Source organism: Kitasatospora sp. NPDC088351 (genome assembly GCF_040685575.1).
GTDB lineage: Bacteria > Actinomycetota > Actinomycetes > Streptomycetales > Streptomycetaceae > Kitasatospora.
The window spans coordinates 59,596-72,320 of record NZ_JBFBIL010000043.1 but is presented as its reverse complement, the minus strand read 5'-3'; the positions used below and the strand labels follow the sequence as shown (position 1 = coordinate 72,320).

At 72.3% G+C, this 12,725-nt stretch carries 13 protein-coding genes and 5 tRNA genes; 7 read left to right on the top strand and 11 right to left on the bottom strand.

Features of this window, described 5'->3' with window-relative positions; translation table 11 throughout:
- Positions 1-110 precede the first annotated feature (110 nt).
- From AB0P06_RS26175 to AB0P06_RS26160, 4 genes are all read right to left on the bottom strand, one after another.
- Positions 111-671: an HIT domain-containing protein gene (locus tag AB0P06_RS26175; protein ID WP_363611356.1), complete on the bottom strand. Its 561-nt coding sequence runs from the start codon at positions 669-671 to the stop codon at positions 111-113.
- 139 nt (positions 672-810) lie between these two features.
- Positions 811-2,787, bottom strand: a complete 1,977-nt coding sequence (gene thrS / locus AB0P06_RS26170) for a threonine--tRNA ligase (RefSeq protein WP_363611354.1) — start codon at positions 2,785-2,787, stop codon at positions 811-813.
- Between the two features lie 87 nt (positions 2,788-2,874).
- On the bottom strand, positions 2,875-4,029 hold the full coding sequence (locus tag AB0P06_RS26165) for a hypothetical protein (RefSeq protein ID WP_363611352.1): 1,155 nt from the start codon (positions 4,027-4,029) through the stop codon (positions 2,875-2,877).
- 31 nt (positions 4,030-4,060) lie between these two features.
- The gene (locus tag AB0P06_RS26160) at positions 4,061-4,615 is read right to left on the bottom strand and encodes a DUF4365 domain-containing protein (protein WP_363611350.1); all 555 of its coding nucleotides are present in this window, start codon (positions 4,613-4,615) and stop codon (positions 4,061-4,063) included.
- A gap of 148 nt (positions 4,616-4,763) precedes the next feature.
- On the opposite strand from AB0P06_RS26160, the gene AB0P06_RS26155 reads away from it, so the two are divergent.
- Complete coding sequence (locus AB0P06_RS26155) at positions 4,764-5,531, top strand: 3'-5' exonuclease (RefSeq protein ID WP_363611348.1); 768 nt, start codon at positions 4,764-4,766, stop codon at positions 5,529-5,531.
- Positions 5,532-5,610: 79 nt separating this feature from the next.
- Here the strand turns inward: AB0P06_RS26155 and AB0P06_RS26150 are convergent.
- The 3 genes from AB0P06_RS26150 to AB0P06_RS26140 form a co-directional block, all read right to left on the bottom strand.
- Positions 5,611-5,682, bottom strand: a tRNA-Val gene (locus tag AB0P06_RS26150).
- A gap of 212 nt (positions 5,683-5,894) precedes the next feature.
- Positions 5,895-5,966, bottom strand: a tRNA-Val gene (locus tag AB0P06_RS26145).
- Positions 5,967-6,053: 87 nt separating this feature from the next.
- A complete protein-coding gene (locus AB0P06_RS26140; RefSeq protein WP_363611347.1) occupies positions 6,054-6,560 on the bottom strand; it encodes a TIGR02611 family protein in 507 nt (168 codons plus the stop codon).
- A 194-nt stretch (positions 6,561-6,754) separates the two neighbouring features.
- Here AB0P06_RS26140 and AB0P06_RS26135 point away from each other — a divergent pair, with 194 nt between their 5' ends.
- A complete protein-coding gene (locus AB0P06_RS26135) occupies positions 6,755-7,168 on the top strand; it encodes an SsgA family sporulation/cell division regulator (protein WP_030056266.1) in 414 nt (137 codons plus the stop codon).
- A gap of 390 nt (positions 7,169-7,558) precedes the next feature.
- Positions 7,559-8,128: a CGNR zinc finger domain-containing protein gene (locus AB0P06_RS26130; protein ID WP_363611345.1), complete on the top strand. Its 570-nt coding sequence runs from the start codon at positions 7,559-7,561 to the stop codon at positions 8,126-8,128.
- 33 nt (positions 8,129-8,161) lie between these two features.
- Here AB0P06_RS26130 and AB0P06_RS26125 read toward each other — a convergent pair whose 3' ends face one another.
- Entirely contained in the window at positions 8,162-8,629 is a 468-nt protein-coding gene (locus AB0P06_RS26125; protein ID WP_363611343.1) for a hypothetical protein, read from the bottom strand.
- Positions 8,630-8,738: 109 nt separating this feature from the next.
- Here AB0P06_RS26125 and AB0P06_RS26120 point away from each other — a divergent pair, with 109 nt between their 5' ends.
- Positions 8,739-9,254 (top strand): DsbA family protein, encoded by a 516-nt coding sequence (locus AB0P06_RS26120; RefSeq protein ID WP_363611340.1) that lies wholly within the window; start codon positions 8,739-8,741, stop codon positions 9,252-9,254.
- Here the strand turns inward: AB0P06_RS26120 and AB0P06_RS26115 are convergent.
- The 3 genes from AB0P06_RS26115 to AB0P06_RS26105 all read right to left on the bottom strand — a co-directional run bounded on the left by AB0P06_RS26115 (position 9,247) and on the right by AB0P06_RS26105 (position 12,099).
- Positions 9,247-10,089, bottom strand: coding sequence for a GNAT family N-acetyltransferase (locus tag AB0P06_RS26115; RefSeq protein ID WP_363611338.1), 843 nt, complete (start codon positions 10,087-10,089; stop codon positions 9,247-9,249). The two genes, AB0P06_RS26120 and AB0P06_RS26115, sit on opposite strands and share 8 nt — an antisense overlap.
- 58 nt (positions 10,090-10,147) lie before the next feature.
- A complete protein-coding gene (locus AB0P06_RS26110; RefSeq protein WP_363611336.1) occupies positions 10,148-10,978 on the bottom strand; it encodes an aminodeoxychorismate lyase in 831 nt (276 codons plus the stop codon).
- Between the two features lie 83 nt (positions 10,979-11,061).
- Entirely contained in the window at positions 11,062-12,099 is a 1,038-nt protein-coding gene (locus AB0P06_RS26105) for a chorismate-binding protein (RefSeq protein WP_363611364.1), read from the bottom strand.
- A gap of 313 nt (positions 12,100-12,412) precedes the next feature.
- Here AB0P06_RS26105 and AB0P06_RS26100 point away from each other — a divergent pair.
- The 3 genes from AB0P06_RS26100 to AB0P06_RS26090 all read left to right on the top strand — a co-directional run bounded on the left by AB0P06_RS26100 (position 12,413) and on the right by AB0P06_RS26090 (position 12,706).
- Positions 12,413-12,485: transfer RNA gene (locus AB0P06_RS26100), tRNA-Gly, on the top strand.
- A 40-nt stretch (positions 12,486-12,525) separates the two neighbouring features.
- Positions 12,526-12,599 (top strand) — tRNA-Cys (locus AB0P06_RS26095).
- A gap of 35 nt (positions 12,600-12,634) precedes the next feature.
- Positions 12,635-12,706, top strand: a tRNA-Val gene (locus AB0P06_RS26090).
- Positions 12,707-12,725: the final 19 nt, after the last annotated feature.

The following is a 12,725-nucleotide window of genomic DNA, read 5'->3' as shown; positions in this document are numbered from 1 at the left end:
GCCGCCGAGACGGAAGGGAACCGACCAATGGACGCGCTCTACACCGCGGTGGCCACGGCGAACGGCCGGGAGGGCGGGCCCCTCCGCTCTCGCGGTGTCAGGGCTCGGCCTCAGCCCTGCGGCCAGACCTCGGCCAGCATCTTGCGGGTGTCCGCCAGCAGTTGCGGCAGCACCTTGGTGTGGCCGACCACCGGCATGAAGTTGGTGTCCCCGCCCCAGCGCGGCACCACGTGCTGGTGCAGGTGCGCCGCGATCCCGGCGCCGGCCGCCGTGCCCTGGTTCATCCCGATGTTGAACCCGTGCGCCCCGGAGGCCGCCCGCAGCGCGGTCATCGCCTTCTTGGTGAACACCGCCAGCTCGGCCGTCTCCGCCTCGTCCAGCTCGGTGTAGTCGGCCACGTGCCGGTACGGGACCACCATCAGGTGCCCACCGTTGTACGGGTACAGGTTGAGCACCGCGAACACGGCGCTGCCGCGTGCGATGACCAGCCCGTCCTCGTCGCTCAGCGACGGGACCGAGCAGAACGGGCAACCGTCGTCCGGAGCCGGGCCGGTGGGCTTGTTCTCGCCCTGGATGTACGCCATCCGATGGGGGGTCCAGAGGCGGCGGAAGCCGTCCGGCTCGCCGACGCCCCGCTGCAGTTCCGGCTCAGTCGTCATGCTGATCAGCATATTCGCCCGGCAGGGCTTGCAAAGCAGTGCGGGGCAGACTCGTCAGGAGCCTGCCCCGCGGCCCCCGCGTGAGCGGGGACCAGGACGTACCCCGGATCCGCCGAAGCGCCGGGTATCACCCGCTCACGCGGGGAACGCCTCACACCTGGATGCGGCGCTCCACGGCGTCCACGATCTCGGCGATCGCCTGGTCACGCGGCACGCCGTTCTTCTGCTCGCCGTTGCGGTAGCGGAACGACACCGCACCCGCCTCGACGTCGTCGTTGCCGGCGATCAGCATGAACGGGACCTTGGACTTCTGGGCGTTGCGGATCTTCTTCTGCATCCGGTCGTCCGAGGTGTCCACCTCGACCCGGATCCCGCGCTTCTTCAGCTCGGCCGCGACCTCCAGGAGGTAGGGCACGTGCTCGTCGGTGATCGGGATGCCGGTCACGGTGACCGGGGCCAGCCACGGCGGCATGGCGCCGGCGTAGTGCTCCAGCAGCACCGCGAAGAAGCGCTCGATCGAGCCGAACAGCGCGCGGTGGATCATGACCGGCCGCTGGCGCGAGCCGTCCGCCGCCGTGTACTCCAGGTCGAAGCGCTCGGGCAGGTTGAAGTCCAGCTGGATGGTGCTCATCTGCCAGGTCCGGCCGATGGCGTCCTTGGCCTGCACCGAGATCTTCGGGCCGTAGAAGGCCGCGCCGCCCGGGTCCGGCACCAGCGGCAGGCCCTGCTTCTCGGCCACGCTCGCCAGGACGGCGGTGGCCTCCTCCCAGGTCTCGTCGCTGCCGACGAACTTCTCCTCGTCCTTGGTCGACAGCTCCAGGTAGAAGTCGGTCAGACCGTAGTCGCGGAGCAGGTCCAGGACGAAGGTCAGCGTGGAGTCGAGCTCCTCCGCCATCTGCTCGCGGGTGCAGTAGATGTGCGCGTCGTCCTGGGTGAAGCCGCGGGCACGGGTCAGGCCGTGCACGACGCCGGACTTCTCGTAGCGGTACACCGTCCCGAACTCGAAGAGGCGCAGCGGCAGTTCACGGTACGAGCGGCCGCGCGCGTCGAAGATCAGGTTGTGCATCGGGCAGTTCATCGGCTTGAGGTAGTAGTCGATGCCCTCGTCCAGCTGCATGGGCGGGTACATGCCGTCGGCGTACCAGTCCAGGTGACCGCTCTTCTCGAAGAGCTTCCCCTTGGTGGCGTGCGGGGTGTAGACGAACTCGTAGCCCTCTTCCTCGTGCCGCTTGCGCGAGTAGTCCTCCATGGTGCGGCGGATGATGCCGCCCCTGGGGTGGAAGACGGCGAGGCCGGAGCCGATCTCCTCGGGGATGGAGAAGAGGTCGAGCTCGTTGCCGAGCTTGCGGTGGTCGCGCTTCTCGGCCTCGACCAGGAAGTCGAGGTGCGCCTTCAGCTCGTCCTTGGTCGGCCAGGCGGTCCCGTAGATGCGCTGGAGCATGGGGTTCTTCTCGCTGCCGCGCCAGTAGGCGGCCGCGTTGCGCATCAGCTTGAACGCCGGGATGTGCCGGGTGCTGGGCAGGTGCGGGCCGCGGCAGAGGTCGCCCCAGCACTGCTCGCCGGTCTTGGCGTCCAGGTTGTCGTAGATGGTCAGCTCGGCGCCGCCCACCTCGACGTTCGAGCCGTCCTCGGCGGAGGCCGAGCCCTTGAGGCCGATCAGTTCCAGCTTGTACGGCTCGGCGGCGAGCTCGTCGCGGGCGTCGTCGTCGGCGACCACGCGGCGGGAGAACTTCTGCCCCCGCTTGATGATCTCCTGCATCTTCTTCTCGATGGCCTTGAGGTCATCGGGGTGGAACGGCTTCTCGACGTCGAAGTCGTAGTAGAAGCCGTCCTTGACCGGCGGGCCGATGCCGAGCTTGGCCTCCGGGAAGAGCTGCTGCACGGCCTGCGCCATGACGTGCGCGGTGGAGTGGCGCAGGATGTCCAGGCCGTCCTTGCTGCCGATCCCGACCGGCTCGACCTCGTCGCCGTCCTGGAGGGCGTAGGCGAGGTCCTTGAGCTGACCGCCGACGCGGGCGGCGATGATCGAGCGGTCGTCGGCGAAGAGCTCGGCGGCCGTAGTGCCCGTGGTCACCACGCGCTCTTCCCGATCGGGTTCGCGGTTGATGATTACCCGGACGTCCGTCACCGGTCTCTCCTGACGTGCTGGATTCATAGGACGCAACACTGCGCTGCGCGTGACGATGGTACCGAGAGCACCACCCCCGCCGTGCAACTACGTCCCCTGCCGCCCCTCCCCCAGGGTCTTCAGCAGGCGCTCCCGCTCGGCCTCCTCCAGCCCGCACGGTTCCAGGCCGCGCGGGTGGGCGAGCCGCCGGAAGCCGCCCCGCCGCTCCAGCCGGCCGCTGACCCGGACCGGGGTGCCCGCCAGGTGGGCCTCGGCGGCCAGCCGGTACGCGGCGTCGCCGAGCCGGATCCTCACCTCGGTGACCTCGGCCCCGCCGAGCACCCGCAGCCGTACCGTGCCCGGCCCTGCCGGGTCGGACCGCTTGAGGCGGACGACGATGCCGACGACGGTGACCGCCACGGCGGGCTCGATCCGTTCCAGCAGTTCGGCGGCCTCTTCGAGGGCGGGCAGGTCCCCGGGGGAGAACTCCAGGGCGATCCGCCGGTCGCCGAAGCCGCCCGGCGTTCCGGCGGCGGCCGACCAGGAGACGGTCAGCTGCGCCGCCGTCGCGCCGCGCACCAACTCCTCGACGGACTGCACCAGCTCGCGGCTGACCCCGGCCTGCACCGCGTTCTCGAAGGCCTCGGGCCCGCCGCTGACCCGGCGGTAGTCCACCGCGTCGCGCAGCGCCTCCAGGGCGCGGACCAGGGTGGTCACCGCCGCCCGGCCCTCGGGCGCGGGGGCGTAGGCGGTGAGTCCGGCGCCGTTCTCGACCACCAGGACACGGTCCAGGAAGTCACCGGCCCAGGCGTCCAGCCGGGCGCCGAAGTACGCGGCCCTGGTCCGCCCGGCCTTGGCACCGGCCACGAGCATCGCCCGCGCGGCCCGCTGGAGCCGCTCGGCGCCGTCCCAGGGCGCGGCGCCGGCCGGGCCCGGCAGTTCGCGCCGCCACCGCAGCTCGTCGCCCGGCACCGCGAGTGCCAGCAGGATCGAACGGGCGGACGGGCTGCGCGAGCGGGACAGCGCGGTGACGGCGTCGGCGAGCAGGTCGACCGCGTCGTCGAAGCCGTCCCCGGCCGGGACCAGCAGGCTGGTGCCGGGGTCGGTGTCGCCGGGCGGCGTCCAGCGTCCGTACCGGGCCGAGGGGCCGCCCCGCCGTACCCAGCCGTGCCGGGCGAGCAGGGTGGCGAGGACCGCCGGGTCGACGGCGGCCGGGTCGGGCAGTGCCCGGGCACCCTCCGGCGGCCCGTCTGGCAGCGTCATGGTCCTGCTCCTCCCCGTCGGGGCCGGGCCGTCACGGGCTGCCGCCCGCGCCGACCCGCGCCATGATGTCGCACAGCGCCCGGTCGTCGAAGACCTTCGCGACGGGCACGCGGACGTTGGTGCGCTGCCGGCCGGTCACCGGGTGGCCGGCCAGGTTGATCCAGTAGCAGCAGTGCCGCAGCTCCAGCGCGTCCGGCCGGGCCTCCAGCCAGTCGTCGACCCGGCGTGGCAGCAGCATCACGACCAGGATCCTGGGCACCGCCACCCGGACCCGCGCCAGCTTGCGCAGGTGGTCGTTGTCCAGGGTGAAGCTGAAGTACGGCCCGCCTGGACCGGCCGCGATCTGCTGGGTGGCCTTGAGCTGGATCTTGATCGTGACCTCGTCGTCCACCTCGTGCGCCGCGGAACCGTGGCTGACCTGCCAGTCGATGCCGTTGTCCGGGAAGGGCTGGGAGAGCGAGCAGCCGGCCGCCGCCGCGACCGCGTGCAGATAGCCGACCTGCAGCGTCTCCATGCAGGCCGTCACGGCCAGATTGCCCCGCAGGACGGCCGCCGCCCCCTCGGGCTGCGGCTGTGTCAGCGCCATCGCCCCGTTGCCTCCCCCGGCCCCGGGCCCGTCCGGATTCGAACGGGACACCCGACGGCAGCATCCCCGACCCGGGCTGCGCCAAACGGTTGAGCGGGCGTCAGAAGCGGGTATCAACCGGGCGGAACGCAGTACCTGAGGGGCAGTCATGCAGCAGCAGTGGTACACCGGCCCGCTCGCCTCCTTCGACACCGAGACGACCGGCGTGGACGTCGAGACCGACCGGATCGTCTCGGCCGCCCTGATCGTCCAGCTCGCACCGGGCACACCGGCCCGGACCTCGACCTGGCTGGCCGACCCGGGCGTCCCGATCCCGGACGGCGCCCGCGCGGTGCACGGCATCACCGACGAGCGGGTGCGCGCGTTCGGCCGCCCACCGCACGTGGTGGTGGCCGAGATAGCCCACGCCCTCGCCGAACAGGCCCGCGCCGGGCGACCGCTGGTGGTGATGAACGCGCCCTACGATCTGACGCTGCTGGACCGGGAGCTGCGCCGGCACCGGGGCCGGTCGCTGGCCGACGGGCTGGGTCCGGACGGTCTGCTGGTGCTGGACCCGCGGGTGCTGGACAAGCACATGGACCGCTACCGCAAGGGTCGCCGCACACTCACCGACCTGTGCGCGCACTACGGCGTGGAGCTGACCGGCGCGCACGACGCCGCGGCGGACGCGACGGCGGCGCTGAAGCTGGTCCGGACGATCGGCGCCCGTTACCCGGTGGGGCTGGGCGGGTTGTCGCCGGCCGAGCTGCATCTGCGGCAGGCGGTCTGGCACGCGGCGCAGGCCCGCGGGCTGCAGAGCTGGTTCGACCGGTCGGGGACGCCGGAGCGGGTGGACCCGTCCTGGCCGTTGCGCCCGGCCCGGTGCGGCTGCGGGCGGCGGCCGGGGCCGGAGCACAGCTGCGAGGTCGCCGCGTAACAGGGGCGTCGCGGCGGGGGTTCCCGAAGACGCCGCAGGCCCCGACCGGTCTCCCGATCAGGGCCTGCATGCTGTCCGGTGGGCGATACTGGGATCGAACCAGTGACCCCTTCGGTGTGAACGAAGTGCTCTCCCGCTGAGCTAATCGCCCGGGCAACGAGAAGAACAGTAGCACCAATTGGGGGGTGCCGTACAACTCGTTCCCCCCGGGCGGCCGCCCGGCGGATCCACAGAACTACGGCTCCGCACGGAAGATGACTGCGCTTCAGCCCGATTCCGGGCAGGCCGCTCCCGGGATTCCGGAAATACATGTGAGGCCCAGCCGATAATCGACTGGGCCTCACATATCACAATGCATTCCGGTGGGCGATACTGGGATCGAACCAGTGACCCCTTCGGTGTGAACGAAGTGCTCTCCCGCTGAGCTAATCGCCCGGGTGCAGGGAAAACATTACCGCATCCCGCGGGGTGGTCCGAACACCCCCGCTTCGGGCTCCCGTCACCCGGGACACCCCGCACGGCTCAGTTGCCGTTGATCGTCCAGGGCACGACCAGCCCGTACCTCCACAGGTACCAGCCGCCGAGGCCGGCGATCACGGCCAGGCCGACCGCGGTGAACGTGAGGTTGCGACGCCGGACCCTCGGGTCCATGGCCTTCTGGGCCGTCTCGGCCACCTTGCGCCTGGTCCAGCGCAGGGCCAGCTGGGCCCAGACGAACTCGGTCGCCCAGATGCCCATGCCCAGGAAGATGACCACCCAGCCGGGGCCGGGCAGCGGCAGCATGATCACGCCGATCACCACCACGGCGAGGCCGATCAGGAAGACCGCCACCTGCCAGCTCAGGTGCAGCGACCGGGACCGCCGGACGAAGTGCGGCGCACGCGAGCCGAGCGGCCGGCCGCCGTCGACGCCCGCCCGCTCCTCGTCCGCGCCCTCGCCCGCCGCCCCGGAGTCGTCCGGCACCACCGCATCACCCGTTCCCGTCTTCCCGCCCGCGTTCCCGCGTGTCCTGTCGCTTCGCACAGTCATGCCGGGAAACTAACCGAGAAGTCCCCGGGTAATGCCCCGCCGGGCGCTCCGGGCCGATTCCGCAATGCGCCGTAAGGGGTACGACTCGCCCCCGAATCGGGACAGAGGGGTTTACATCGGTCGTGGGGGTGGGATGGTCCGTTCGCCGACGTGCGATTCCCCGAGCGCACACTGAGCGAAAGGCCATGGCGCTTATGAACACCACGGTCAGCTGCGAGCTGCACCTGCGCCTCATCGTGTCCAGCGAGTCCTCACTGCCCGTCCCCGCGGGCCTGCGCTACGACACCGCCGACCCCTATGCCGTGCACGCCACGTTCCACACCGGCGCCGACGAGACCGTGGAGTGGGTGTTCGCCCGAGATCTCCTTGCGGAGGGGCTGCACCGACCCACCGGTACCGGTGACGTCCGGGTGTGGCCGTCGCGCAGCCACGGGCAAGGGGTGGTCTGCATCGCGCTGAGCTCTCCGGAAGGAGAAGCCCTGCTGGAGGCCCCGGCCCGGGCGCTTGAGTCGTTTCTCAAGCGGACGGACGCCGCCGTACCCCCTGGCACCGAACACCGTCACTTCGACCTCGACCGGGAGCTGTCCCACATCCTCGCCGAAAGCTGACCCCAACCGGAGGAGGTCACGCCCCGCTGCCGGCGGGGTGGTCACCCCCTGCCGTCATCGCAGCCGTCCTACTCGGGGGCACGGCCGCAGACTCAGCCGCGCACGACGCGGTCTCGGGGCCGGTGTACGGCCCGCTCCCACCGGAGCGGGCCGAGCACCACAGGCGCCCGGCACCGGAGCCGGCCATCCGTACGGGTGGCCGGCCTCGCTGCCGGGCGCCGTCGGTTTCCCCCGCGCACCGGCGCCGGGCGCCGCGATCGCACACCCTGACGACATCCGTACACCTCTTCGAAGAAAGCGGCCATCCTTCGGCGGCACAGCCCGGTAAGGTCTGGGGTTAACCGTAGACGTGGGGTGCCGACGGCCCCCTCCGCGCGAGGAGCCCCCAACGTGCTGATCACCCATGACACCGAGTGCGCGCTGAGCATCCTCGTCGAGCTGCTCAACACCGCACCCGAGGTGTGCGGCACCGAGCTGCTGCCCGACGTGGCCGCGCTGGACGCCTTTGTGATCCGCCAGGAGATCAGCGAGGTCGACTCGCTGACCCAGGACGACCTGCGCAAGGTGCACGAGCTGCGCTCCCGGCTGCGGGAGGTGTTCGGCACCGAGTCCACGGCCGAGGCCGCCGAGCTGGTCAACGCCCTGGTCGCCGACGCCGGCACCACGCCCCGGCTGACCAACCACGACCACCACGGCTGGCACATCCACTACTTCGCGCCGCACGCCGCCCTCGGCGACCACCTGGCGGCCGAGCTGGGCATGGCGCTGGCGTTCATCCTGATGGCGGGCGAACGCGAGCGGCTGCGCCGCTGCGAGGCGCCGGACTGCGCGCGGGTCTTCGTGGACCTCTCCCGCAACCGCTCCCGCCGCTACTGCGACAGCCGCACCTGCGGCAACCGGCTGCACGTCGCCGCCTACCGGGCGCGCCAGCGCTCGGCGGAGGCCGTGCCGTCCGCCTGAGCCGTGCTCCCGGGGCCGTGCTCCCGGGCCGGGTCAGATGCCGCGCCGGCGGAGAATCTCCTCGATGTCGTCGAAGTCGCCGAGACCGTCGTCCCGCTTCCTGGCCGGTTTGGCCTTCGGGGCGGCGGTCTTGCCCTGGTCCGACGCGGCCGTGACCGCGGGGCGGGCCGGGGCCGGTCCGGTCGCGGCCGGGCGGGTCCCGGAGGCCTCGACGGCCCGGCGGCCCACCCAGCGGGTGGCGAGCAGCAGACCGGCCGAGACCGCGAGCAGCGCGATGCCGGTCCAGACCCGGGGGTCGAACACCAGCTTGGCGGCCCAGTCGGCGAATTCGTGGCCGATCGTCCGCGCCACCGGGAAGAGGCCGGTCAGATAGAGCCCGGCCGGCAGCAGGGCCACCGCGAACCAGCGGATCGCGGAGAGGAAGCGCCGCCGGTACGCGCGCAGCCCGGCGACGGCCACCCCGGCCGCCGTGAGCAGGAAACTGACCGCCGCCGTCAGCATGGCCGCACCCCGTCTCGTCCAGTCGTCCTGGTCATCAGGCCCTCCTGTCGGTCCGGCCCCGATCGCACCGCCGACCCGGCGCGGGGCCTATTAGTGGAACACTGAGGACATGATCGAAGGTTCCCTCCCCCGTCTCGAGTTCTGGTGCGAGCTCCAGTGCCCGGACTGCCGCACCGCCCTGGACGACGTACGGGCGCTGCGCGCCGAGTACGGCGACGCGCTCCCGGTCGAGCTGCGCCACTTCCCGCTGGAGAAGCACAAGCACGCCTACGCCGCCGCGCAGGCCGCCGAGGAGGCGTTCGCGCAGGGGCTGGGGTGGCCCTACGTGGAGGCGCTGCTGGCCCGGGTCGAGGAGCTGGACACGCGCGGCGAGGAGCTGCTGCTCGAGGTGGCGCGCGAGGTCGGGGTGGACGCCGAGGAGGTCGACACGGCGCTGGTCGACGGCAGGCACACGCTGATCGTGGACGCCGACCAGGCCGAGGGCAAGGCGATCGGGGTGACGGGCACGCCGACGTACGTGATCGCCGGGCAGCGGCTGGACGGCGGGCAGAGCCAGGACGGCCTGCGGGCCCGGATCGTCGCCGCCATCGAGGCCGCGCGGGATTCCCGACCGACCGTCAGATGAGCGGCTTGCCGTAGACCCGGTTGACGGTCCGGTAGCCGAGCGAGTCGTAGAGGCGGATCGCGACCTCGTTGTCGCTGAAGACGTTCAGCGCGAGGTCGCGCACTCCGGCGGCCAGGCACTCGCGTTCGGCGAGCAGCATCAGCGACCGGCCGTGGCCCCGGCCCCGGTGGGGCCCGTCCACCTGGACCACCATCACCCAGGCCAGCGGGGCGCCGTCGGGCAGCTCGCGGACCCGCAGGGCCAGCCAGAGCGAGCCCAGCGGGTCCGGCCCGTCCCCGTAGAGCCGGCGCAGGGCGACGCCCGAGGTCTCCGCGCCCTGCGGGAGCAGCTGCACGTGGTCGGCGTCCGACTTGGCGCGCGCCTGCTCCGGGCTGAGGCCGGAGGAGATCAGGTGGCCGAGATAGACCTCCTTGACGGTGGCGAGCCAGTGGGGGAAGGCCTCGGCGTCGATCCGGCGCACGACGGCGCCGGCCGGCAGCCCGGGCGGGGCGGTGAGCCGCTTGGACATGCTCCGCATCCGCTCGGTGTAGCCGAGGGTGGTGGCGAGGGCGCGGGCGACGGGCGCAGGCTCGGAGATGTCGGCGTCCACCCGGACGCAGCCCCAGCCGCGCAGCACCTCCTCGGCGGCCAGCGCGCCGAAGGTGCCGCGCCCTCGTCCGCGGCCTTCGCGGACCTCCAACTCCGCTATCTCGCCCCAGAGTTGCCCTCCCCTGAGGACTGCGGTGGTGCGCAGCGCGCCGACCGGGTGGCCGTTGGCGCAGATCAGCCAGCGTCTGGTTCGGCCGCCTTCGGCGGTGGGTGTTTCCGGGCCCTCGGGGCGCAGCGTGGTGGTCATGTGGTGCTCCCTCCCCACCGTCCGGGGGTTCTATCCGTGCCCGGGCGCGGGGTGGGGCTCACGGGTCGAGGTCGTCGCCGCTGCGCTCGGTGAAGACGGCCATGGCCTTGGCGGTGACGGGGCCGGGTCCGGCGAGTTCACGGTCGTCGACGCGGGTGACGGCCTGAACGTCGCGCAGGGTGGAGGTGAGGAAGATCTCCTCGGCGTCCTGGAGTGCGCTGAACGGCAGGTCGGCCTCCTCGGCGCCGGACCAGTCGATGACCAGCCGGCGGGTGATGCCGGCCAGGCAGCCGGAGGCCAGGGCGGGGGTGAGCAGGCGTCCGTCGATCACGACGAAGACGTTGGAGCCGGTGCCCTCGCAGAGCCGTCCCGCGGTGTTGGCGAAGAGGGCCTCGGAGGCGTGGGCGCGGTGGGCGGCGGCGAGGGCGACGACGTTCTCGGCGTAGGAGGTGGTCTTGAGGCCGGCGACGGCGCTGTGCTCGTTGCGGCGCCACGGGACGGTGGCGACGGCGGTGGTGTCGGGGCGGCGGCCGGCGGCGGAGAGGGCGACGACCAGGGTGGGGGTGTCGTCGCCGCGCTCGGAGCCGAGCGGGGCCGGGCCGCCGGTGTAGGTGACACGCAGGCGACCGAGCGGCACGGGGTTGGCGGCGAGGACCTGGGCGCAGGCCTCGCGGACCAGGTCGTGGCCGGGGTCGGGCAGTCCGAGGCCGCGGGCGGAGCGGGTGAGCCGGTCGAGGTGGCGGGTGAGGGCGAAGGCCCGGCCGTCGACGGCCTTCATGGTCTCGAAGACCCCGTCGCCGGTGGTGAGTCCGTGGTCGAGGACGGACACGGCGGCGTCGGCCGAGTCGACGAGTGACCCGTTGACCCAGCTCTTGGTGGGGTTCTGCATCGAGGGGTGCTCCTCAGGGCGCTTGTGCGGAGCGCTGCGCCGGGGCCGGGGGTTCCCGTTCGGCTCCTGGCGTTCGCCCCGCTTCAGTCGGTTTCGGTGCCCGACGCTATCGCGACCAGGCGGGCGGCCTTCAGTTCGGTTTCCGCCCACTCGCGCTCGGGGTCGGAGCCCCAGGTGATGCCGGCGCCGGTGCCGAAGCGCAGGAGGGGGGTGCCGGGGTCGGTGCGGTCGATCCAGAAGGTGCGGATGCCGACCGCGAGTTCGGCTTCGCCCCGGTCCGCGTCCACCCAGCCGACGGCCCCGCAGTAGGGGCCGCGCGGGGCGGTCTCCAGGGCGTCGATGATCCGGAGCGCGCTGGACTTGGGCGCGCCGGTGACGGAGCCGGGCGGGAAGGTGGCGTCGAGGAGGGCGGGCCAGCCCGCGTCGGCGCGCAGGGTGCCCTGGACGGTGGAGACCAGGTGGACCAGGCCGGGGTGCTTCTCGACGGCGCAGAGATCGGGGACGGTGACGGTGCCGGTCCGGCAGACCCGGCCGAGGTCGTTGCGGACCAGGTCGACGATCATCACGTTCTCGGCGTGGTCCTTCTCCAGCAGGTCGTCCTCGGTGCGGCCGGTGCCCTTGATCGGGCCGGAGGAGACGGTATGGCCGTCGCGGCGCAGATAGAGCTCGGGTGAGGCGGTGGCGATCTCGACGCCGTGCTGCGGGAGCCGGATCGTTCCGGCATAGGGGGCCGGGTTGCCGTGGGCGAGCAGACCTGTCAGGGCGTCGACGTCGGAGCGGGCCGGGTCGGGCAGTGGCGCGGAGAGGACGCGGCAGAGGTTGGCCTGGTAGACCTCGCCGGCGGCGATGTGCTCGCGGATCCGGCGGACCCCCGCGGTGTAGGCGGCGCGGTCGAGGGAGCTGTGCCAGGTGCCGGCGGCCGGGCCGAGCCAGCCGGCGACGGCCGGGGGCGCGGGGGCGGGGCGGACGTCGTCGAAGCGGGCGCAGGTGAGCCGGCCCTCGAAGTCGTGGGCGACGGCCCAGTAGCCGGTGGAGTCCAGCGCGGCCGGATCCGAGGTGACGTCGCGCAGCCCGGTGGCGAGGCGGCCCCCGAAACGGGCGAGCGGGGTGAGGGGGGCGATGGGGCCGGACACGGTTCTCCTGCACGGGTGGCGGGGCTGCGGTGCCTGAAGTGTAGGTCGGGGGTGCGCGCCGGGGTCGTGAGCAGGCGCGGGCATCGCGCGGGTGTGCGACGGATGGCCTGCGGATGATCGTCCGGCTTCGCCGCCGACGGGGCGCGACGGCCCTCCGGAGCGGCTGACGGAACGGCACTCGAGGGACACCCCCTCGGCACGCTGCGGGAACGGATTTTTAGCTGGCCCGGGAATCCGCTAGAGTTCAACACGTCGCCAGGGAGCGCAGCCGAAGAAAAGCGGTGAAGATCCCGGGAGACAGGCGGACGTGGCTCAGTTGGTAGAGCATCACCTTGCCAAGGTGAGGGTCGCGAGTTCGAATCTCGTCGTCCGCTCGATGGAGAACAGTGTAAGATCGTTCTTCGAGTGTTGCCTGGTGGAGTGGCCGAGAGGCGAGGCAACGGCCTGCAAAGCCGTCTACACGGGTTCAAATCCCGTCTCCACCTCCAAGAGGATCGACCGGTTCTGCCGGAAGAACCTCCCCGCGCGATTAGCTCAGCGGGAGAGCACTACCTTGACACGGTAGGGGTCACTGGTTCAATCCCAGTATCGCGCACGTCGGGCCCTTCGGGGTC

Excerpts from the sequence above, each read along its gene's own strand:
- AB0P06_RS26110 (WP_363611336.1), bottom strand. The coding sequence starts at position 10,978 with ATGCAGAACCCCACCAAGAGCTGGGTCAACGGGTCACTCGTCGACTCG.
- AB0P06_RS26165 (WP_363611352.1), bottom strand. The coding sequence starts at position 4,029 with ATGACGCTGCCAGACGGGCCGCCGGAGGGTGCCCGGGCACTGCCCGAC.
- AB0P06_RS26175 (WP_363611356.1), bottom strand. The coding sequence starts at position 671 with ATGCTGATCAGCATGACGACTGAGCCGGAACTGCAGCGGGGCGTCGGC.
- AB0P06_RS26125 (WP_363611343.1), bottom strand. The coding sequence starts at position 8,629 with ATGCTGACGGCGGCGGTCAGTTTCCTGCTCACGGCGGCCGGGGTGGCC.
- AB0P06_RS26140 (WP_363611347.1), bottom strand. The coding sequence starts at position 6,560 with ATGACTGTGCGAAGCGACAGGACACGCGGGAACGCGGGCGGGAAGACG.
- AB0P06_RS26120 (WP_363611340.1), top strand. The coding sequence starts at position 8,739 with ATGATCGAAGGTTCCCTCCCCCGTCTCGAGTTCTGGTGCGAGCTCCAG.
- AB0P06_RS26115 (WP_363611338.1), bottom strand. The coding sequence starts at position 10,089 with ATGACCACCACGCTGCGCCCCGAGGGCCCGGAAACACCCACCGCCGAA.
- AB0P06_RS26160 (WP_363611350.1), bottom strand. The coding sequence starts at position 4,615 with ATGGCGCTGACACAGCCGCAGCCCGAGGGGGCGGCGGCCGTCCTGCGG.
- AB0P06_RS26135 (WP_030056266.1), top strand. The coding sequence starts at position 6,755 with ATGAACACCACGGTCAGCTGCGAGCTGCACCTGCGCCTCATCGTGTCC.
- AB0P06_RS26155 (WP_363611348.1), top strand. The coding sequence starts at position 4,764 with ATGCAGCAGCAGTGGTACACCGGCCCGCTCGCCTCCTTCGACACCGAG.